An 18,424-nucleotide genomic window follows, 5' to 3' on the forward strand; every position below is an offset into this window, starting at 1 on the left:
GTCGATGCTGCCAAACCCGATCTTGACCCGTGACCATGTGACGGATGGGCGCGATGAATGAAATTGCCCCCCAGGTCGGGCTCTTTGACCGCGCCCTTCGTCGGATCGCCAATGTCTGGCGCGAAATGGGCGCGAGTGTCGGGCGCGAAGCCGATGACAGCATCGCCGGCCAGATGCGGGCCTGTCTCGCCGGGCGTGGCGGCGAGGTCAGCGCGCGCAACCGCGCCGCCAAGCTCGCCCAGACCTATCTGCTGCTCGATGACGCGGGGCGGCGCGAGTTTCTCCGCACGCTCGCCAGCTTCGATGTCGACGCCAAGGCGCTGAACACCGCTTATGAGGCGATGCGCGGCGCCGACGATCCGGCAAAGCTGGTGCGCGCGCGCGCCGACCTTCGCCGGGTGCTGGAGCCGCCGCGCACGCGGCTTCTGACGCAGTTCGCGAGCATCCCGGACGGGGTCAAATTCCTCGTCGATCTGCGCGCCTCGCTGCTCGATCTCGGCCGCGACGACCCCCATCTCGCCGGGCTCGAGTATGATCTCAAGCATCTGCTCGAACATTGGTTCGATCTCGGCTTTCTCGAATTGCAGCGCATCGACTGGAGCAGCCCGGCGCTGCTGCTTGAACGCCTCGCCGGGTATGAGGCGGTCCATGAGATCCGCTCCTGGCGCGATCTCAAGAACCGGCTCGATTCGGATCGCCGTTGCTATGCCTTCTTTCATCCGCGGATGAAATTGGAGCCGTTGATTTTCGTCGAAGTCGCGCTGGTCAGCGGGCTCGCCAACAACGTCCAGGTTCTGCTTGACCCGAAATCCCCTGGCGCCGATCCCCATGCCGCCGATACCGCAATTTTCTATTCGATCAGCAATTGCCAGCGCGGCCTCGCCGGCATCAGTTTTGGCAATTTCCTGATCAAGCAGGTGGTCGAGCTGTTATCTCAGGAATTTCGTAATATCAAAACCTTCGCAACACTTTCGCCAATTCCGGGCTTCCGCCGCTGGCTTGATGCCAGGCTTGCCGATCCCGATGGCGGGGCGCTTTTGCCGGAAGAAGAAGCGGCCAATTTGCTGAAAGCCTTGCCGGGCGAGAAAACCGCACAGGCAACCCTCGCCGCCGCTCTCAAGCGGCGCGGCTGGCAACGCGACCCGGTGGTCTCAAAAGCCTTGGAGCCGGCGTTAACGAGGCTTTGTGGGCGCTACCTCCTGCTCGAGAGCAATCCGCATAAGCCTGGCCGGGCGCTCGACCCGGTGGCGCATTTTCATCTCTCCAATGGCGCCCGCATTGAGCGCCTCAACATGTTTGGCGATCTCTCCGAACGCGGGGTGAAGGAAAGCGCGACGCTGATGGTCAATTACCTTTATGATCCGGCCAAGATCGAGGCTTATCATGAGGATTACGCCGGGGAGGGCAAACGCAACGCCTCGACGTCGGTGCGACGCCTCGCGCGCGGCTGGAACTGAGCGGGCAGACAAAATCCGACATCGCTCAGAATGCACTTGATATTGAATGATTTTTGACTGAATCGATGCGCTGGCTCGATTTCCCGGAATATGTCGGCGCCCGGCTGCTGCTCGCGCTGTTGCGATCGCTGGGGCCGGTTGCGGCGAGTAATGTCGCCGGCCGTCTCGCGCGTTGGCTCGGGCCGCTGCTCCCGGTCTCGCGGGTCGCACACCGCAATCTCCGCGCCGCGATGCCGGGCCTGCCCCGCGCCGAACGCCGGCGCGTGATCCGCGCGGTGTGGGAGAATCTTGGCCGCACGGTTGGCGAATTGCCGCATCTCGCATCGCTCGATGTCACCGCCGAGGGGCCGGGGTTCGTGGTCGAAGGGGCCGAGCATCTTCGCTCCGGGCCGGCGATCTACATTTCCGCCCATTACGGTAACTGGGAAGCGCTGCCGGTCATCGTTGCGCGCAGCGGGTATCTCTTTTCGTCCTTCTATCGCGCGGCGCGGAACGCCCGGGTGGACGCGCTGATCCAAGCGCTTCGTCTCACCGCACTCCGCGGCGACGTGCCGATGTTTCCGAAGGGGGCGGCGGGCGCGCGCGGCGCCGTCGCCCATCTCGCGGGCGGCGGTGCGATCGGCATGCTGCTCGACCAGAAGCTCAATGACGGCATCGAAGTGCCGTTTCTCGGCCTGCCGGCGATGACCGCGCCGGCTGCCGCCGCTTTCGCGCTCCGCTACCGCTATCCGGTCATTCCTGGGCGTATCGAGCGCGAGGCGCCGGCGCGGCTGCGCCTGATCGTCGAGGCGCCGCTCAGCTTGCCAGATTCGGGCGATCGCGAGGCCGATATCCGCACCCTGACCGGCGACATCAACGCCCGGTTAGGCGCCTGGATCAGCGCCAATCCCGGCGCCTGGCTGTGGCTGCATCGACGCTGGGCGAAGGAAACCATCGACGCGGCCTTGAGGCGCGCCCGCGCATAACGAAGCGGCCCAACCGCCCCTGGCATGGTGTCGCGAGATCCCCCCGTTATTTTCTGACGTCAGCGCTGTGCGGCGCTCGCCATCATAAACAAATAAATTAAAAAAATAATAATTTCTAGAATAGAATAAAAATTCTGAGCCAATTCTCATAGAAGTATTTGTTCGTTTCCGCATGATTGTATAATTTTTATAAATTTCTCTTTTTATACGAATTTATTGAGGTGATATTTATTTTTTATGATTTCATTTTAATTAAAATCGCCTATAACGAGTTACATATTAGGCGAATCTACGCATAAGCTGCGTCATAACGAATACCGCCAACTCAAGGTTTAAAGTTCTGGTAACGAACCTGGTATTGGCGTCAAAATGCGCGCAATCCGCCAATCGGTCGCAGGCGGACCGTTCTGACGCCAAAACCCGGCATATCCCCCTCAATCTCCGCAGGAGTTCGCACCATGACCTTTCAAACCAAACCCGCCTTCAGCCGCGACACCGACTCTTCGATCGCCGCTCAGAACGGGGAGCCCACGCCCCTGACCCATCTCGATCAGGAAATCGACGAAGCCAATGCCGCCCTGTGGTGCTTTATCCGCCGCGATTCCCATCCGTATTTTTCCGCCTCCCTGCTCCACGACGTCGCGGCGATGCAGACGGCAATGCCGCGTCTGCAGGCGGCGCGACGAGACGCCGGGCGGGCACCGCTGCGCTATTATATCAGCGGCTCGCGCATCCCCGGCGTGTTCAATCTCGGCGGCGATCTCGCGCTGTTCATCAACGCGATTCGGGCCAACGATCGCCAAGGGCTGCGCGCCTATGCGCGGCTCTGCATCGAGGTTGCCTATAATATCCACACCGCCTTCCATCTGCCGATGATCACGATAAGCTTGGTTCAAGGCGAAGCGCTCGGCGGCGGTTTCGAGGCGGCGCTGTCGGCGGATGTGATCGTCGCCGAGCGGAGTGCCCGTTTCGGTCTGCCGGAAGTGCTGTTCAACCTCTTCCCCGGTATGGGCGCGATGAGCTTCCTCTCACGCCGGATGGACGCGGCGCGGGCGGAGAAAATGATCCTCTCCGGCCGGGTCTATACCGCCGCCGAGATGGAGACGATGGGCATCGTTGACATCGTCGCCGAAGACGGGTTCGGCGAGGAAGCGGTGCGTGACTATATCGCCCACGATCAGCGCCGCCACAACGCCCATTACGCGATCTGCCAAGCGCGCCGGCGGGTCAATCCGGTGACGTTCGAGGAATTGAGCGACATCACCGATCTCTGGGTCGATGCGGCGTTGCGATTGGAAGAGAGCGAGCTTCGCCGCATGGCCCGCTTGGTTTCCGCGCAAGCGCGGCGCCTAGGGATGACTGACACCAGGCCGGCGCAGGTGGCGGCGGAGTAAGCGCGATCCGGGGTCACGGATCGCGGGTATCTGAGACGAAGAAAAGGCGCCCCCGGCAAGGCCAGAGGCGCCTTTTTTATCGGGTTGTCGAAAGATCAGACCGAGTAATACATCTCGAACTCGACCGGGTGCGGCGTGTGCTCGAAACGGAAGACCTCGGTCCATTTCAGATCGATGTAGCTCTCGATCTGGTCCTTGCTGAAGACATCGCCGGCGAGCAAGAACTCGTGATCGGCGGCCAGCGCCCCGAGCGCCTCACGCAACGAACCGCAGACCGTCGGGATGCCCTTCAGCTCCTCGGGCGGCAGATCGTAGAGATCCTTGTCCATCGGGTCGCCGGGATGGATCTTGTTGCGGATGCCATCGAGGCCGGCCATCAGCATCGCCGCGAAGGCGAGATAAGGATTGGCGGCGGGATCGGGGAAACGCACCTCGACACGCTTGGCCTTGGGGCTGGTCGCATACGGGATGCGGCAGGACGCGGAGCGGTTGCGCGCCGAATAGGCGAGCAGCACCGGCGCCTCGAAACCCGGGATCAAGCGCTTGTAGCTGTTGGTTGAGGGGTTGGTGAAGGCATTGATCGCCTTGGCGTGCTTGATGATGCCGCCAATGTAATAAAGTGCCGCTTCCGAGAGATCGGCATAGCTGTTGCCGGCGAAAAGCGGCTTGCCCGCCTTCCAGATCGACTGATGCACATGCATGCCCGAGCCATTATCGCCATAAATCGGCTTGGGCATGAAAGTTGCCGTCTTGCCGTAGCTGTGGGCGACGTTGTGGATGCAGTATTTATAGATCTGCAGATGGTCGGCCATGCGCACGAGCGGGCCGAATTTCATGCCCAATTCATGCTGGGACTGCGCCACCTCGTGGTGATGCTTCTCGATGATGACCCCCATCTCGCCCATCGTCGAGAGCATTTCGGCACGGAGATCGCTTTCGCTATCGACCGGCGGCACCGGGAAATAGCCGCCCTTGATCCCCGGGCGGTGGCCCATATTGCCTTCCGGATAGTCTTTCATCGAGGCTTGCGGGCCTTCGGTCGAATCGAGCTGATAGCAGCCGTAATTGCCGCCGGTGCCGAATTTCACGTTGTCGAACACGAAGAATTCGGCCTCCGGCCCGAACGAGGCGGTATCGCCGATACCGGTCGCGCGGAGATAGGCCTCGGCCTTCTTTGCCGTGCTGCGCGGGTCGCGGTGATAGGCCTGGCCGGTCGAGGGCTCGACGATGTCGCAAAACAGAATGAGCGACGGCTTGGCCGCGAACGGGTCCATCACCGCGGTCGCCGCATCCGGCATCAGGATCATGTCGCTCTCGTTGATCGCCTTCCAGCCGGCGATCGAGGAGCCGTCAAACATGATGCCGTCGCGGAACACGTCCTCGTCGATGGTGGAGACATGCTGCGCCGTGTGCTGCCACTTACCGCGCGGATCGGTGAAGCGGAGATCGACATATTCGACGGAGTGCTCCTTGAGCATCTCCATCACCTTGTCCACGCCGCTCGCGGCTTCTGGGGCCTTCTTCGCCATAGTTTTTTTCAACCCTTTCTCATGGTTTGCTGGAGCCGAGTTTGCCATGCGCCGGTCTCGCCGGCAGCCTGACGATGTCGTTGTCGTGATTCCGTGGTCGTGACGCTTGGATCGGGGGGTGGGCGCGCCGGTGACGCCGGTGCTGGAGGGAGGAAAGTTTAGACGGTTCGCAGGCCAACGCAAAGCCGGATCGCGGCATCGGCGCCATTGCGCTGGCGCCTCAAATCGCTTCTTCGCCGCGTTCGCCGGTGCGAATGCGGATCACCTCCTCGATCGTGCTGATAAAAATTTTGCCATCGCCGATCCGCCCGGTGCGGGCGGCATTCATGATCGCCTCCACCGCGCGCTCGACGATGTCATCTTGGCAGACCACCTCGATCTTCACCTTGGGCAGGAAATCGACCACGTATTCGGCCCCGCGATAAAGCTCGGTATGGCCTTTCTGGCGGCCGAAACCCTTGGCTTCGAGCACCGTGATGCCTTGCAGCCCGACCTCGTGCAGCGCCTCCTTCACTTCGTCGAGCTTGAACGGTTTGATGACGGCTTCGATCTTTTTCATGCGTTCCACCGGTTCGGGCTGCGCCACGCGGCAAGGAGGGCGTAACCCGAGACCCCTCCCGCGCGGCGCAGACTAGCAGATAGGACGAGTAGATTGCACGTCTCGTGCCAAGCCGGCAATCGCCCGCGCATGCGCTCTTGCCGCCATCCCCGCCGCGATCGCCGCCCGGCGCGAGGACGCATCTTGGGCGGCGCGCCTAAATTTCGGGCAGATGCCATCTTGGCGGCGCGGCGCGGGCTCGGCATAGTCCCCGCCACGTTGAGGAAAAAAAGCATCGATGAAAGCCCTGAACTCGCTCCTTGCCGCCACCGAGACGACGATTTTCACGGTGATGTCGGCGCTCGCCACTGCCCATGGTGCGATCAATCTCGGCCAGGGTTTTCCCGATACTGACGGGCCGGAGGATGTCATCGCCGCCGCCGCCGCCGCGCTGCTTGACCAGCGCAACCAATACCCGCCGCTCGCCGGTGTGCCCGAACTCCGCGCCGCCGTGGCGGACGCCAATCGGCGCTTTTACGGCCTCGAGGTCGATCCCACGCGCGAAGTGGTGGTGACCTCGGGGGCAACCGAGGCGATCACCGCCTGCCTCATGGCGGTTCTCGATCCTGGCGACGAGGTGGTGCTGATCGAGCCGCTTTACGACACCTATCTCCCGGTCGTGCGGCTTCTCGGTGCGGTAGCGCGGCTGGTGCGGCTTTCGCCGCCGGATTGGGCGCTGCCGCGCGCCGAACTCGCGGCCGCCTTCGGCCCGCGCACCAAGGCGATCCTGCTCAATTCGCCGATGAATCCGACCGGGAAAGTGTTCAGCGCCGACGAACTCGGCTTCATCGCCGGGCTGCTGCAACGCCATGACGCCTATGCGATATGCGATGAGGTCTATGAGCATTTGGTGTTCGATGGCCATCGCCATATCCCGCTGATGACGCTGCCCGGCTTGCGTGAGCGGGTGATGCGGATCGGCAGCGCCGGCAAGACTTTCAGCCTGACCGGCTGGAAGGTGGGCTACGTCACCGCCGCCGCCGCGATCGCCGAAATCGTCGGCAAGGCGCACCAGAATCTCACGTTCACGACCCCCCCCAATCTTCAGCGCGCGGTCGCCGTTGGGCTCGCCAAGCAGGAGTCCTATTTTGCGTCCCTCAGCGCCGATCTCGCCGCCCGGCGCGACCGCCTCGCCGCCGGGCTGGAAAAGCTCGGGATGCGTGTGCTCGCAACCCACGGCAGCTATTTTCTCATCGCCGATGTCTCGGCGCTCGGCTTTCCCGGCGATGACGTGGCGTTTTGCCGCCATATCACCGAGGCGGCCGGCGTCGCGGCGATCCCGGTTTCGGCCTTCTATGCCAGTGAGCCGCCGGAAAATTACGTCCGCTTCGCGTTCTGCAAGCGCCCTGAGATATTGGATGCGGCGATCTCGCGGCTTGCGACCCATTTCGCGCGCCAAAGCCATGCACCGGCGGCGTTGACGGGAGCCAAGTGATCGGCCTAAACGGCGGGCAGGGATGGCGGGCGTAGCTCAGTTGGTAGAGCGCCAGGTTGTGGTCTTGGATGCCGTGGGTTCGAGTCCCATCGCTCGCCCCATCCCCCGCCCGGGCCGAGGGCGGCGATCGAGGATTTTTTCCCATGACCGATAGCGCTCTCATCGAAGCCGCCGATCACGCCGCGCGGCACTGGCAGTATGACGTTCCCGGCCGGCTCGATCGCGGCGGCGACGAGTATATGCGGATGATGAGCCGCATGCTGCTCGACACGTTCAACCCCTACAAGCCGGCGGTGATCGCATGGCCGAAGCTCGATGACGAAGCGCGCCAGCGCCTGATCTCCCTGCCGATCTGGGATATCGCCGTCCAGACCGAGGGCAAGGCGCGGCTCCGCATTCTCGCTTTCGCCCAGCGTGTCACCGCCCAGCCGCTCCGCGAGGCGCTGGAGCGCATGGCATTCGAGGAAAACCGGCACAAGGAGGTGCTGTCCCATCTCGTCGCCGCCTACGGCATCGCGCTCGCCCCCGAGCCCGAGTATGTGGCCCCGCGCGATCCGGAATGGGCCTTCATGGTCACCGGCTATTCGGAATGCATCGATAGTTTCTTCGCCTTCGGCCTGTTCGAACTCGCCCGCCGCTCCGGTTTCTTTCCGCCCGAGCTGGTCGAGACCTTCGAGCCGGTGATCCAGGAGGAAGGCCGCCATATCCTGTTCTTCATGAACTGGATCACCTGGTACAAGCGCCGCATGCCGCTTTGGCGGCGGCCCTGGTTCCTGCTCAAGACCGCCGCCGTGTGGGCGTTCTTGGTCTGGGAGCGGATCGGCATCGCGCGTGACGTCAACGGCACGCCACAGGACGCCAATTTCACCGCCAAGGGCTCGGAAGCCGTCGCCGGCGAGATCGATCCGGCGGAATTGCTCGATATTTGTCTTGCCGAAAACGATCGTCGGCTCTCCGGCTATGATCCGCGTCTGATCAAGCCCACCACCGTGCCCCGCCTGGCCCGTATCGGCCGGCGCTTCATGCGCCGCCGCGCGCCGCGGGGCGGATGATGGGCCAGTTGCCGCGGCGGCGGAAAGGCTTTACGCCTTCGGGCGATGGCATTTCGTGATTTGGGTGGATGATGGCTGAAAATTCCCCGCTGTCTCCTGCTTCCCGCTGGACGCCCGAGAGCTGGCGGGCGCGGCCGATCTGGCAGGCGCCGATCTATCCAGACGCGACCAGGCTCACCGCTGTCGAGCAGCGGCTCACGCGCTACCCGCCGCTGGTGTTCGCGGGCGAGGCGCGGCGACTGCGCGCCGCCCTCGGCGAGGCGGCCGGCGGGCGGGCCTTCGTGTTGCAAGGCGGCGATTGCGCCGAAAGCTTCGCCGATTTCACCGCCAACGTCATCCGCGACACGTTCCGCATCCTTCTGCAAATGGCGGTGGTGCTGACCTTCGGCGCCCGCGTGCCGGTGGTAAAACTCGGCCGCATGGCCGGGCAATACGCCAAGCCGCGCAGTTCCGACACCGAAACCCAAGACGGCGTGACGCTGCCGAGCTATCGCGGCGACAACATCAATGGCGCGGAATTCACCCAAGAGGCGCGGATTCCCGACCCCGCGCGGATGGAAGCCGGCTATTTTCAGTCCGCCGGCACGCTCAATCTGCTGCGCGCCTTCGCCTCCGGCGGCTATGCCGATCTGCATCAGGTGCATCGCTGGAATCTCGACTTCGTCGAGCGCTCGCCGCTTGCCGCGCGCTATCGCGACCTTGCCGCGCGGATCGACGAGACCCTCGGCTTCATGGCCGCCTGCGGCATGACCAGCGCGACCACGCCGCAGATCCGCGAGACCGATTTTTACACCAGCCATGAGGCGCTGCTCCTCCCTTACGAACAGGCGCTGACCCGGGTCGATTCGACGACCGGGGACTGGTACGCCTGTTCGGCGCATTTCCTCTGGATCGGCGACCGCACCCGCCAGCCCGACGGCGCCCATGTCGAGTTCCTGCGCGGCGTGAAAAACCCGATCGGCCTCAAGGTTGGCCCGTCGATGGCGCCGGACGAGCTGGTGCGGCTGATCGAAATCCTCAATCCCGAGGCAAGTCCGGGCCGCCTTACCCTGATTACCCGCATGGGGGCGGAAAAAATCGCGGCGAAACTGCCGCCGCTGGTGCGCGCGGTGAAAAGCGCCGGCGTCCCGGTGCTCTGGGTTTGCGATCCGATGCACGGCAACACCATCACCACCGCGAGCCGCGTCAAGACCCGCAGCTTCGATGCAATTCTCACCGAGGTGCGTGGCTTCTTTGACGTCCACCAGGCGGAGGGCACGCATCCGGGTGGGGTGCATGTGGAAATGACCGGCCAGAACGTCACCGAATGCGTCGGCGGCGCGCATCAGCTCACCGAGGCTGATCTCGGCGTCCGCTATGAAACCTTTTGCGACCCGAGGCTCAATGCCGGCCAGTCGCTCGAACTCGCTTTCCTGCTCGCCGCCGAGTTGCAGGCGCGCCGCGCTGGCCTCGACCCCGCCCCGGCGGTCGCCGCGCAATGAGCGAAACCGCTCCGGGCGCGGCGCTGGAGCGCGACATCGCGGCCCGCACCGACAGCTATTTCAACCGCACGCGTGAGATCGCGGCGCGCTTCGGCGATGCCCGCGTGACCTACGCGCTCTTTCTCCGCCGCCCGGTGATTTCGGCGCCGCGCCTGATGATCGACTGGCTGCACGCGGTGGAGCGCGCGCGCGCCACGCGCTTTGAGATCGAAGTGTTGCACCCAGAGGGGACCTGGGTCGGCGCCGGTGAGCCGATCGCCTATCTCAGTGGCAGCCTGACCCAGCTCGCCGATCTCGAAACCCTGTTTCTCCAAAAGCTCGGGCCGCCCTGTGTCGCCGCGCATAATGCGTATCAGATGAGCCTGGCACTCCCGGAAATCGGCTTTCTCGCCATGGAAGCGCGGCATTGCGCCGGCGCCGAGATGCAGGAGATGATGGCCTATGCCGCCGCCATCGGCAGCGAGGCGGCCAAGCGCGAGGGGGCGCGCGGCTTCATCGGCAACGCCAATGACGCGACGGCCCATTGGTTCGGCAATGCGCGCGGGCTTGGCACCATGCCGCATGCCTTGATCGGGTATGCCGGCTCGACATTGCGCGCCGCCGAGATGTTCCGCGCGACCTACCCCGATGAGAACCTCACCGTGCTCGTCGATTATTTCGGCCGCGAGATCACCGACGCGCTCGAGATCTGCCATCATTTCGCCGATCTCGCGGCCAGCGGCGCGCTCGCCGTGCGGCTCGATACCCATGGCGGACGCTTTATCGAGGGGCTCGATCCCGGGGAAAGCTATGCGGTGCTCGAACGTCACGCCCCCGGTGCCATCCGCCGCTATCGCAGCCATGCCGAGCTGCACGCGCTGATCGGCACCGGCGTTTCGGCGGCGGCGATCTGGCGGATGCGCGAGGCGCTGGATGAGGCGGGATTTCGGCGCGTGCGGATCATCGTCTCGTCTGGTTTCACGGTCGAGAAATGCCGCGTCATGGCCGATGCGAAAGCGCCACTCGATCTCATCGGCACCGGGAGTTTCATCCCTGATGCCTGGAGCGAAACCTACGCCACCGCCGATGTCATTGAATATAATGGTATTCCCCGGGTGAAGCTCGGGCGCGAATTCCTCCTTCGCCGCAAGGCCGCCGGCGAGCCGGGCTGAGGCGCTCGCATGCCGGAGACGCTCAAAATCGCGCTCGCGCAACTCAACCCGCGGCTCGGGGCATTGGATGAGATCGCGCAAAAACTCCGCGCCGCCCGCGAAGAAGGCGCGCGCCTCGGCGCCGATCTCGTGGTCGCGCCGGAATTCTCGATCTGTGGCTATCCGCCCGAGGATCTCGTGCGCAAGCCCGCCTTCGTCGCCGCCTGCGCCGAGCGGATCGCAGCACTGGCGGCCGAGACCGCCGATGGTGGGCCGGCGCTTCTCCTCGGCGGGCCGTGGCGGGAGGGAGAAAAACTCTATAACGCCGCTTTCCTGCTCGGCGAGGGAAAAATCCTCGCCCGCCGCGCCAAGCACGAATTGCCCAATTACGGCGTATTCGACGAAAAACGTCTGTTCGATGCCGGCCCCGCGCCCGGCCCGATCGCCTTTCGCGGCTTTCGCCTTGGCGTTCTGGTGTGTGAGGATTGGTGGCTGCCCGCCGTTCCCGAGACGTTGGCCGAAAGTGGCGCGGAAATGCTGCTCTCGCTCAACGCCTCGCCGTTCGAGGTTGGCAAACAGGATCAGCGGATCGCGCTCGCGGTTTCGCGCGTTGTCGAAACCGGGCTGCCCTTCGTCTTCTGCGCGCAAGTGGGCGGCCAAGACGAATTGGTGTTCGAGGGCGCTTCCTTCGTGCTCAACGCCGATCGCACCCTGGCCCATCAATTGCCCTGGTTTCGCGAAGCGGTGACGCTCACCACCTGGCGGCGGGGCGAGAACGGCCTGGTGTGCGAGCCCGGCCCGCTCGCGCCCGAGCCCTCGGTGCTCGCCCAGACCTATCACGGCATGATGCTGGGGCTTGCCGATTACGTCGGCAAAAACGGCTTTCCCGGTGTCATCCTCGGCCTCTCGGGCGGGATCGACAGCGCGCTTTCGGCCGCCGTCGCCGTCGATGCGCTGGGGGCCGAGCGGGTGCGCGCGGTGATGCTGCCGAGCCCCTATACCAGCCGCGAAAGCCTCGAAGACGCCGCCGAGGTTGCGCGCCTGCTCGGCATTGCCTGCGAGACCATTCCGATCACCCCGGCGATGGCGGCCTTCGAGCAGGCTTTGGCGCCCGCCTTCGCCGGACATGCGGCCGATACCACGGAGGAGAACATCCAGTCCCGCGCCCGCGGGCTGATTTTGATGGCGCTCTCCAACAAATTCGGCCAGATGCTGCTCACCACCGGCAATAAAAGTGAAATGTCAGTGGGGTATGCGACGTTGTACGGCGATATGTGCGGCGGCTATTCGGTGCTCAAGGATGTCTATAAAACCACCGTCTTCGCACTCTCGCGCTGGCGCAACGACCATCGGCCGGAAGGCGCGCGTGGCCCGGCGGGTATGGTGATGCCAACGCGGGTGATCGAAAAACCGCCCTCGGCCGAACTCAAGCCGAACCAGACCGATCAGGACAGTCTGCCGCCTTATGACGTGCTCGACCGCATTCTCGCTGGCCTCGTCGAGGGGGAAGCCTCCGTCGAGGCGCTGGTCGCGAAGGGGCTGCCGCGCGAGACCGTGCTCCGCGTCTGGAAAATGCTCGACCGCGCCGAATATAAACGCCGGCAGGCGCCGCCAGGGGTGAAAATCACGCCGCGTGCTTTCGGGCGCGACCGCCGCTATCCGATCACCAACGGCTTCACCGGCCTTGTGCGATGAGTGATTTCGCCGATCTCTTCGCGCCCCCGGGCGGCTGGCGGGTGCGCATTCGCGATCATTCTGGCGGCGCCGAGGATGGTATCGTTGAGGAAATCGGTGGTTTTCCGACGCTGATGCACGCCAACGCCTTCGCCCGCGCCTATGTCCGCGACAGTATCGAGCGCTGCCGCGAGGCCGTGGGCGCGAGCGCGGGCGCTGTCCTCGCCGCCTGGCGCGCCTTCGGCGAGGATGCCGAAATTATCGCGGCAGGGGAGGGGGGCTGGCGCAGCGAAAGCGAATGCGCCGATTTCGCCGCCGAACCCGCTTCGGCCGAGGCACGCGACTGGCGCGCGCTCGACCCGCGCCGGGACGAGGGTGACGACGAGGACGAGCCGTGAGCGCCGCCGTTCGCGTCCGCTTCGCCCCGAGCCCGACCGGGCATCTCCATGTCGGCAACGCCCGCATCGCGCTCGCCAATTTCCTCTTTGCGCGCCGCCATGGCGGGCATTTCCTGCTTCGTCTCGACGATACCGACCGCGAGCGCTCGCGCCCCGAATTCGCCGAGGCGATCACGCAGGATCTGCGCTGGCTCGGCCTCGATTGGGACGCGACCTTCCGCCAATCCGACCGTCTCGACCGCTATCACGCGGCGGCCGAGCGCCTGCGCGCCTCGGGGCGGCTTTATCCCTGTTTCGAGAGCGAGGAGGAGCTGCGCGCCAAGCGTGAGGCGCGGCTCAAGCGCGGCCTTGCGCCGGTCTATGATCGCGCCATGCTGCATCTCACGCCAGCGCAAAGGGAGGCCGCCGAGGCCGGCGGCAAACGGCCCTATTGGCGCTTCCGTTTGTCCGATGGCGCGATCGCCTGGAACGATCTCGTGCTCGGCGCGCGGCAGGTGAAGCTCGGCGCGGTGTCCGATCCCGTCCTCATCCGCGCCGACGAGACGCCGCTTTATACCTTCACCTCGGTGGTGGACGATCTCGCCGAAGGCATCACCCATATCATCCGCGGCGAGGACCACATCACCAATACCGGCGTGCAGATCGACCTGCTCGCGGCCCTTGGCGGCGACCCGACGGCGCTCGGTTTCGCCCATCTGCCGCTGCTCACCGATAGCGACGGTGGCAAGCTCTCAAAACGTCTCCAAAGCCTTTCGCTCCGGACGCTGCGCCGCGACGGGATCGAGCCGATGGCGCTCGCTGCCTATCTCGCGCGGCTCGGCAGTTCCGCCGATCCCGAGCCCTTGCCGCTCGCGACGCTGGCCGCGCATTTCGATCTCGGCGCTTTTTCCGCCTCCGCCGCGCGGTTCGATCTCCGTCAGTTGCTGGCGCTCAATCGCCGCGTATTGCATGGCCTGGCCTTCGCGGAGGTCGCATCGCGCCTGCCTGCGGGGGCAACGGCGGCGTTCTGGCAGGCGGTGCGCGGCAATCTAGATTTTCTGCGCGAGGCGGAGGATTGGTGGGCGGTGGTCGGTGGCGAGATCGAAACCCCGGCGCTACCCGAGGAGGCGGCGTTTCTCGTGCTCGCTGCCGATCAATTGCCGCCTGAGCCCTGGGATGAGACGATTTGGCGGCGCTGGACGGACGCGCTCAAGGATGCGAGCGGGCGGCGCGGACGGGCGCTCTTTCACCCGCTTCGTCTTGCCCTCACCGGCGCCGAGGAAGGCCCGGAACTCGCGGCCCTGCTGCCACTGATCGGCCGCGCCCGGGCGCTTGCCCGCTTGCGTGCGGCGGCGCGAGTTGCCCCTTAAGGAGAGGAGGGAAGTGGTTCTTTCTGCAACCCCTGGAGGCGCGGCGCCAGGGCGATGCGGGCGGGCCTAAATCACTCCCACTCGATCGTGCCGGGGGGTTTGCTGGTGATGTCGTAGGTGACGCGGTTGATGCCGCGCACCTCGCCGACGATGCGCCCGGCGACGCGCGAGAGAAAGGCGGGATCGAAGGGATAGACATCGGCGGTCATGCCATCGGTCGAGGTCACGGCGCGGAGGGCGCAGGCGAAATCATAGGATCTTCCATCCCCCATGACGCCGACGCTGCGCACCGGGAGCAGCACCGCGAAGGCCTGCCAGATCGCCTCATAAAGGCCGGCGGCGCGGATTTCCTCGAGGAATATGGCGTCGGCCTGGCGCAGGATCGCGAGTTTTTCGGCGCTGATGGCGCCGGGGATGCGGATCGCGAGGCCTGGGCCGGGGAAGGGGTGGCGGCCGATGATCTCATCTGGCAAGCCAAGCTCGCGCCCGAGTGCGCGCACCTCGTCCTTGAACAATTCCCTAAGCGGTTCAACCAGCTTGAGCCGCATCCGCTCCGGCAGGCCGCCGACATTATGGTGCGATTTGATGGTGACGCTGGGGCCGCCGATGAAGCTCACGCTCTCGATGACGTCGGGATAGAGCGTCCCTTGCGCGAGATATTCGGCGCCGCCGAGTTTGCTTGCCTCCTCCTCGAACACGTCGATGAATAGGCGGCCGATGGTTTTGCGCTTCCGTTCGGGGTCTTCGACGCCCTCGAGGGCGGCGAGGAACAGCGCCGAGGCGTCGCGATCGACGAGCGGGATCGCGAGGCGGTCGCGGAAGGTCCGCACCACTGCCTCCGCCTCGCCAGCGCGGAGCAGGCCATGATCGACGAAGATGCAGGTCAATTGATCGCCGATCGCGGCATGGATGAGAGCCGCTGCGACCGCCGAATCGACCCCGCCCGAGAGGCCGCAGATCACCCGCGCGGCGCCGATCTCGGCGCGCAACCGGTCGATCGTCTGATCGCGGAACCCGGCCATCGTCCACGTGCCACGGCAGCCGGCGACGGCGTGGGTGAAGTTTCTGAGGAGAGCCGCGCCATGCGGCGTATGGACGACTTCGGGGTGGAACTGCACGCCGTAAAAGCGGCGCTCGTCGTCGGCGATGGCGGCAAAGGGAGCCCCTTCGCTGGTCGCAACGGCGCGAAAGCCGGGCGGCAGACGCACCACGCGGTCGCCGTGGCTCATCCACACCTGCTCGCGCCCGCCGCGCTGCCAGACCCCGGCGAAAAGCGCACAATCGCCGACGACATCGACGAAGGCGCGGCCGAATTCGCGATGGTCACTCCCGGCGACCGCGCCGCCGAGTTGGGCGCACATCGTCTGTTCGCCATAGCAAATCCCGAGCACCGGCACGCCGGCGCTGAAGACGATGTCTGGCGCCCGCGGCGCCGCCCCCTCGGTGACGCTCGCCGGGCCACCGGAGAGGATAAAACCGCGCGCGCCGAAGGCGGCGATTCGCGCCGGGTCCGCGTTATAAGGCCAGATTTCGCAGTAGACGCCGCTTTCGCGCACCCGCCGCGCGATGAGTTGCGTCACCTGGCTGCCGAAATCGAGGATCAAAATCCGGTCGGAGGCGGGGGAAATGGGCTGCACAGCGCGCCTTTCGCTCACGAAGCACCCTCGGCAAGCGGCGGGCGCGTCGGGTTGATCAGGCGCTGTCTTTGCCGCAGTGGCCATCCGGAGGCAAGCCGCTTAAAAGCCGCCGCGGCGGGCCCGGCCGGTCCGGTTCGGGGCAGTCCTTGACACCGAGAGAGACCGGCTCCTAGCCTCGAGACAGCGAGGAAGCGAGAGGAACGGACAAGATCGTGAGCATTAAAGGCAAGGCCTATATCGTCGGTGCCTATGAACATCCGACGCGCAAAGCACCCGATAAATCCCTGGCCCAGCTTCACGCCGAAGTGGCGCTCGGCGCGCTCGCCGATGCCGGGCTCGGCAAGGAGGACGTGGACGGGTATTTTTGCGCCGGCGACGCCCCTGGCATGGGGCCGCTCTCGATGGTCGATTATCTCAATCTTCGTGTCCGCCATGTCGATTCGACCGATACCGGCGGCTCCTCCTATCTCATCCATGTCGCCCACGCCGCCGAGGCGATCGCGCTCGGGAAATGTCGGGTGGCGCTGATCACGCTCGCCGGGCGGCCGCGGAGCGAAGGCATGGCGACCGGCACCGCGCCGCGCGCCGGCAACCCCACTATCCCGGAAATCCAATTCGAATACCCGTATGCGCCGACGGTTGCGAACATGTATGCGATGTGCGCGATGCGGCACATGTATCAGTTCGGCACCACCAGCGAGCAGCTCGCCTGGATCAAGGTCGCCGCCTCCCATCACGCCCAGCACAACCCGCACGCGCTCTTGCGCGAGGTGGTGACGGTCGAGGAGGTGCTCGCCTCGCCAATGATCGCCGATCCGCTGCATCGGCTCGATTGCTGCGTCATCACCGATGGCGGCGGGGCGCTGATCGTCGCCCATCCCGATGTCGCGAAAAGCCTGAAGCGGCCGCGGGTGAAGATTCTCGGCGTCGGCGAGGCGGTGAAGGGGCAGTTCGGCGGCGAGGTCGATCTCACCTTCTCCGGCGCCGCCTGGTCGGGTCCACGCGCCTTCGCCGAGGCCGGGGTCAAACCTCGCGACATCCAATATGCCTCGATTTATGATAGCTTTACCATCACCGTCCTCATGCAGATCGAGGATCTCGGCTTTTGCGAGAAGGGGAGCGGCGGGCGCTTCGTTGCCGACGGCAATCTGATTTCGGGGGTCGGGAAATTGCCGTTCAACACCGATGGCGGCGGGCTTTGCAACAACCATCCCGCCAATCGCGGCGGCATGACCAAGGTGATCGAAGCGGTGCGGCAATTGCGTGGCGAGGCGCATCCGGCGGTGCAGGTGAAGGATTGTGCCCTGGCGCTCGCGCACGGCACCGGTGGCTCGCTCGGGCTGCGGCATGGAAGCGCGACGCTGATTTTGGAACGGGAGTGAGGACGAGACAATGGCGATGAGCACACGACGCAAAATTCCCGCGCCTGAAGCGAATCCAGAGACCGCGGCCTATTGGCAGGCGGCGGCCTCGGGAAAGCTCGTCATCCGCGAATGCAGCCATTGCGGCAAGCTGCATCATTATCCGCGCGCACTCTGCCCATTCTGCTTCAAGCCGGCGACCGGCTGGCGGGAGGTTTCGGGACGCGGCAAAATCTATGCCTACAGCGTGATGCGTCGCGCCGAAACCCCCTACGCCATCGCCTATGTCACCCTCGAGGAAGGCGTCACCATGCTCACCAACCTGATCGATTGCGATTTCGACGGCTTGCGGATCGGCCAGGCGGTGACGCTGGTGTTTCAGGACAGCGAAGGCGGCCCGCCGGTGCCGATGTTCAGCCCCGCATGACGCAAAGGACCGGCCATCGATTCGTTCCTTCCTACGCGATGACGGTCTGACGGGGGGTGTTGTTCTGGAAGGCCGTTGCCTGCATTCCGCGTGACAGAGATTGGGATATGATACCGGTCAGCGAAATCGCTGACCGGTATTAAACTGCTCGCGCTCTAAATCGCGCTGTCGATCCAGGCCTTGAGCCGTGACTTGGGCAGCGCGCCAACCTGCGTTGCCGCCGGCTTGCCGTCCTTGAACAGAATCATGGTCGGAATGCCGCGCACCGAATACTGGTTCGGCGTCATCGGGTTTTCATCGACATTCACCTTGGCGACGGTCAGCCGCCCGGCATATTCCTGCCCGATCTCTTCCAGCGCCGGCGCGACCATCCGGCACGGGCCGCACCATTCGGCCCAGAAATCGACCAGAACCGGCCCCGGTGCCTTGAGCACTTCGGCGGCGAAATTGGCATCGGTGACGGCTTTGGTATGTGCACTCATCGTAAGACTCCTAACGGTTTCCACTATCAGAATGGGGCGCGGCCGCCAGCCAATC

At 64.8% G+C, this 18,424-nt stretch carries 16 protein-coding genes and 1 tRNA gene; 13 read left to right on the top strand and 4 right to left on the bottom strand.

The annotated features are described in order from the left end of the window. Nucleotides 1-53 precede the first annotated feature (53 nt). The 3 genes from DEF76_RS09710 to DEF76_RS09720 all read left to right on the top strand — a co-directional run bounded on the left by DEF76_RS09710 (nt 54) and on the right by DEF76_RS09720 (nt 3,816). Complete coding sequence (locus tag DEF76_RS09710) at nt 54-1,457, top strand: malonyl-CoA decarboxylase (protein WP_114913793.1); 1,404 nt, start codon at nt 54-56, stop codon at nt 1,455-1,457. Between the two features lie 65 nt (nt 1,458-1,522). Next, nucleotides 1,523-2,422, top strand: coding sequence for a lysophospholipid acyltransferase family protein (locus tag DEF76_RS09715; RefSeq protein WP_114912165.1), 900 nt, complete (start codon nt 1,523-1,525; stop codon nt 2,420-2,422). Between the two features lie 458 nt (nt 2,423-2,880). Continuing rightward, entirely contained in the window at nt 2,881-3,816 is a 936-nt protein-coding gene (locus tag DEF76_RS09720) for a crotonase/enoyl-CoA hydratase family protein (RefSeq protein WP_114912166.1), read from the top strand. Nucleotides 3,817-3,911: 95 nt separating this feature from the next. On the opposite strand, the gene glnA is transcribed toward DEF76_RS09720, so the two are convergent. Then, entirely contained in the window at nt 3,912-5,345 is a 1,434-nt protein-coding gene (gene glnA, locus DEF76_RS09725) for a type I glutamate--ammonia ligase (protein WP_114912167.1), read from the bottom strand. A gap of 220 nt (nt 5,346-5,565) precedes the next feature. Next, nucleotides 5,566-5,904 (bottom strand): P-II family nitrogen regulator, encoded by a 339-nt coding sequence (locus DEF76_RS09730; protein WP_114912168.1) that lies wholly within the window; start codon nt 5,902-5,904, stop codon nt 5,566-5,568. Nucleotides 5,905-6,181: 277 nt separating this feature from the next. On the opposite strand from DEF76_RS09730, the gene DEF76_RS09735 reads away from it, so the two are divergent. From DEF76_RS09735 to gltX, 8 genes are all read left to right on the top strand, one after another. Then, nucleotides 6,182-7,378 (top strand): aminotransferase, encoded by a 1,197-nt coding sequence (locus DEF76_RS09735; protein ID WP_114912169.1) that lies wholly within the window; start codon nt 6,182-6,184, stop codon nt 7,376-7,378. A gap of 25 nt (nt 7,379-7,403) precedes the next feature. After that, nucleotides 7,404-7,479, top strand: a tRNA-His gene (locus tag DEF76_RS09740). Between the two features lie 42 nt (nt 7,480-7,521). Beyond that, entirely contained in the window at nt 7,522-8,430 is a 909-nt protein-coding gene (locus DEF76_RS09745; RefSeq protein WP_114912170.1) for a ferritin family protein, read from the top strand. 71 nt (nt 8,431-8,501) lie between these two features. Continuing rightward, the gene (locus DEF76_RS09750; RefSeq protein ID WP_408842032.1) at nt 8,502-9,911 is read left to right on the top strand and encodes a class II 3-deoxy-7-phosphoheptulonate synthase; all 1,410 of its coding nucleotides are present in this window, start codon (nt 8,502-8,504) and stop codon (nt 9,909-9,911) included. Continuing rightward, nucleotides 9,908-11,062 carry a beta/alpha barrel domain-containing protein gene (locus DEF76_RS09755; protein WP_114912172.1) on the top strand — a complete coding sequence of 385 codons (1,155 nt, stop codon included), beginning with the start codon at nt 9,908-9,910 and terminating at the stop codon, nt 11,060-11,062. The genes DEF76_RS09750 and DEF76_RS09755 overlap by 4 nt, the downstream gene beginning before the upstream one ends. A gap of 9 nt (nt 11,063-11,071) precedes the next feature. Next, complete coding sequence (locus DEF76_RS09760; protein ID WP_114912173.1) at nt 11,072-12,736, top strand: NAD+ synthase; 1,665 nt, start codon at nt 11,072-11,074, stop codon at nt 12,734-12,736. After that, a complete protein-coding gene (locus DEF76_RS09765; RefSeq protein ID WP_114912174.1) occupies nt 12,733-13,113 on the top strand; it encodes a hypothetical protein in 381 nt (126 codons plus the stop codon). Before DEF76_RS09760 ends, DEF76_RS09765 begins: the two co-directional genes overlap by 4 nt. Beyond that, nucleotides 13,110-14,462, top strand: coding sequence for a glutamate--tRNA ligase (gene gltX / locus DEF76_RS09770; protein WP_114912175.1), 1,353 nt, complete (start codon nt 13,110-13,112; stop codon nt 14,460-14,462). Before DEF76_RS09765 ends, gltX begins: the two co-directional genes overlap by 4 nt. A gap of 71 nt (nt 14,463-14,533) precedes the next feature. On the opposite strand, the gene guaA is transcribed toward gltX, so the two are convergent. Next, nucleotides 14,534-16,117, bottom strand: coding sequence for a glutamine-hydrolyzing GMP synthase (guaA, locus tag DEF76_RS09775; RefSeq protein WP_240318969.1), 1,584 nt, complete (start codon nt 16,115-16,117; stop codon nt 14,534-14,536). 194 nt (nt 16,118-16,311) lie between these two features. Between guaA and DEF76_RS09780 the strand changes: the two genes are divergently transcribed. Together DEF76_RS09780 and DEF76_RS09785 are read left to right on the top strand one after the other, a co-directional pair. Then, nucleotides 16,312-17,481 carry a thiolase domain-containing protein gene (locus DEF76_RS09780; protein ID WP_114912177.1) on the top strand — a complete coding sequence of 390 codons (1,170 nt, stop codon included), beginning with the start codon at nt 16,312-16,314 and terminating at the stop codon, nt 17,479-17,481. A 16-nt stretch (nt 17,482-17,497) separates the two neighbouring features. Next, a complete protein-coding gene (locus tag DEF76_RS09785) occupies nt 17,498-17,887 on the top strand; it encodes a Zn-ribbon domain-containing OB-fold protein (RefSeq protein ID WP_114913794.1) in 390 nt (129 codons plus the stop codon). Nucleotides 17,888-18,042: 155 nt separating this feature from the next. Here DEF76_RS09785 and trxA read toward each other — a convergent pair whose 3' ends face one another. Further along, on the bottom strand, nt 18,043-18,369 hold the full coding sequence (gene trxA / locus DEF76_RS09790) for a thioredoxin TrxA (RefSeq protein WP_114912178.1): 327 nt from the start codon (nt 18,367-18,369) through the stop codon (nt 18,043-18,045). Nucleotides 18,370-18,424: the final 55 nt, after the last annotated feature.

Origin of the sequence: Acidibrevibacterium fodinaquatile (assembly GCF_003352165.1) — a bacterium.
Lineage (GTDB): Bacteria > Pseudomonadota > Alphaproteobacteria > Acetobacterales > Acetobacteraceae > Acidibrevibacterium > Acidibrevibacterium fodinaquatile.

Coding starts and splice junctions, on each gene's coding strand:
- DEF76_RS09765 (WP_114912174.1), top strand. CDS start 12,733: ATGAGTGATTTCGCCGATCTCTTCGCGCCCCCGGGCGGCTGGCGGGTG.
- DEF76_RS09750 (WP_408842032.1), top strand. CDS start 8,502: ATGGCTGAAAATTCCCCGCTGTCTCCTGCTTCCCGCTGGACGCCCGAG.
- DEF76_RS09760 (WP_114912173.1), top strand. CDS start 11,072: ATGCCGGAGACGCTCAAAATCGCGCTCGCGCAACTCAACCCGCGGCTC.
- DEF76_RS09745 (WP_114912170.1), top strand. CDS start 7,522: ATGACCGATAGCGCTCTCATCGAAGCCGCCGATCACGCCGCGCGGCAC.
- DEF76_RS09720 (WP_114912166.1), top strand. CDS start 2,881: ATGACCTTTCAAACCAAACCCGCCTTCAGCCGCGACACCGACTCTTCG.
- DEF76_RS09730 (WP_114912168.1), bottom strand. CDS start 5,904: ATGAAAAAGATCGAAGCCGTCATCAAACCGTTCAAGCTCGACGAAGTG.
- DEF76_RS09735 (WP_114912169.1), top strand. CDS start 6,182: ATGAAAGCCCTGAACTCGCTCCTTGCCGCCACCGAGACGACGATTTTC.
- glnA (WP_114912167.1), bottom strand. CDS start 5,345: ATGGCGAAGAAGGCCCCAGAAGCCGCGAGCGGCGTGGACAAGGTGATG.
- trxA (WP_114912178.1), bottom strand. CDS start 18,369: ATGAGTGCACATACCAAAGCCGTCACCGATGCCAATTTCGCCGCCGAA.
- DEF76_RS09710 (WP_114913793.1), top strand. CDS start 54: ATGAATGAAATTGCCCCCCAGGTCGGGCTCTTTGACCGCGCCCTTCGT.
- DEF76_RS09755 (WP_114912172.1), top strand. CDS start 9,908: ATGAGCGAAACCGCTCCGGGCGCGGCGCTGGAGCGCGACATCGCGGCC.
- DEF76_RS09785 (WP_114913794.1), top strand. CDS start 17,498: ATGAGCACACGACGCAAAATTCCCGCGCCTGAAGCGAATCCAGAGACC.
- DEF76_RS09715 (WP_114912165.1), top strand. CDS start 1,523: ATGCGCTGGCTCGATTTCCCGGAATATGTCGGCGCCCGGCTGCTGCTC.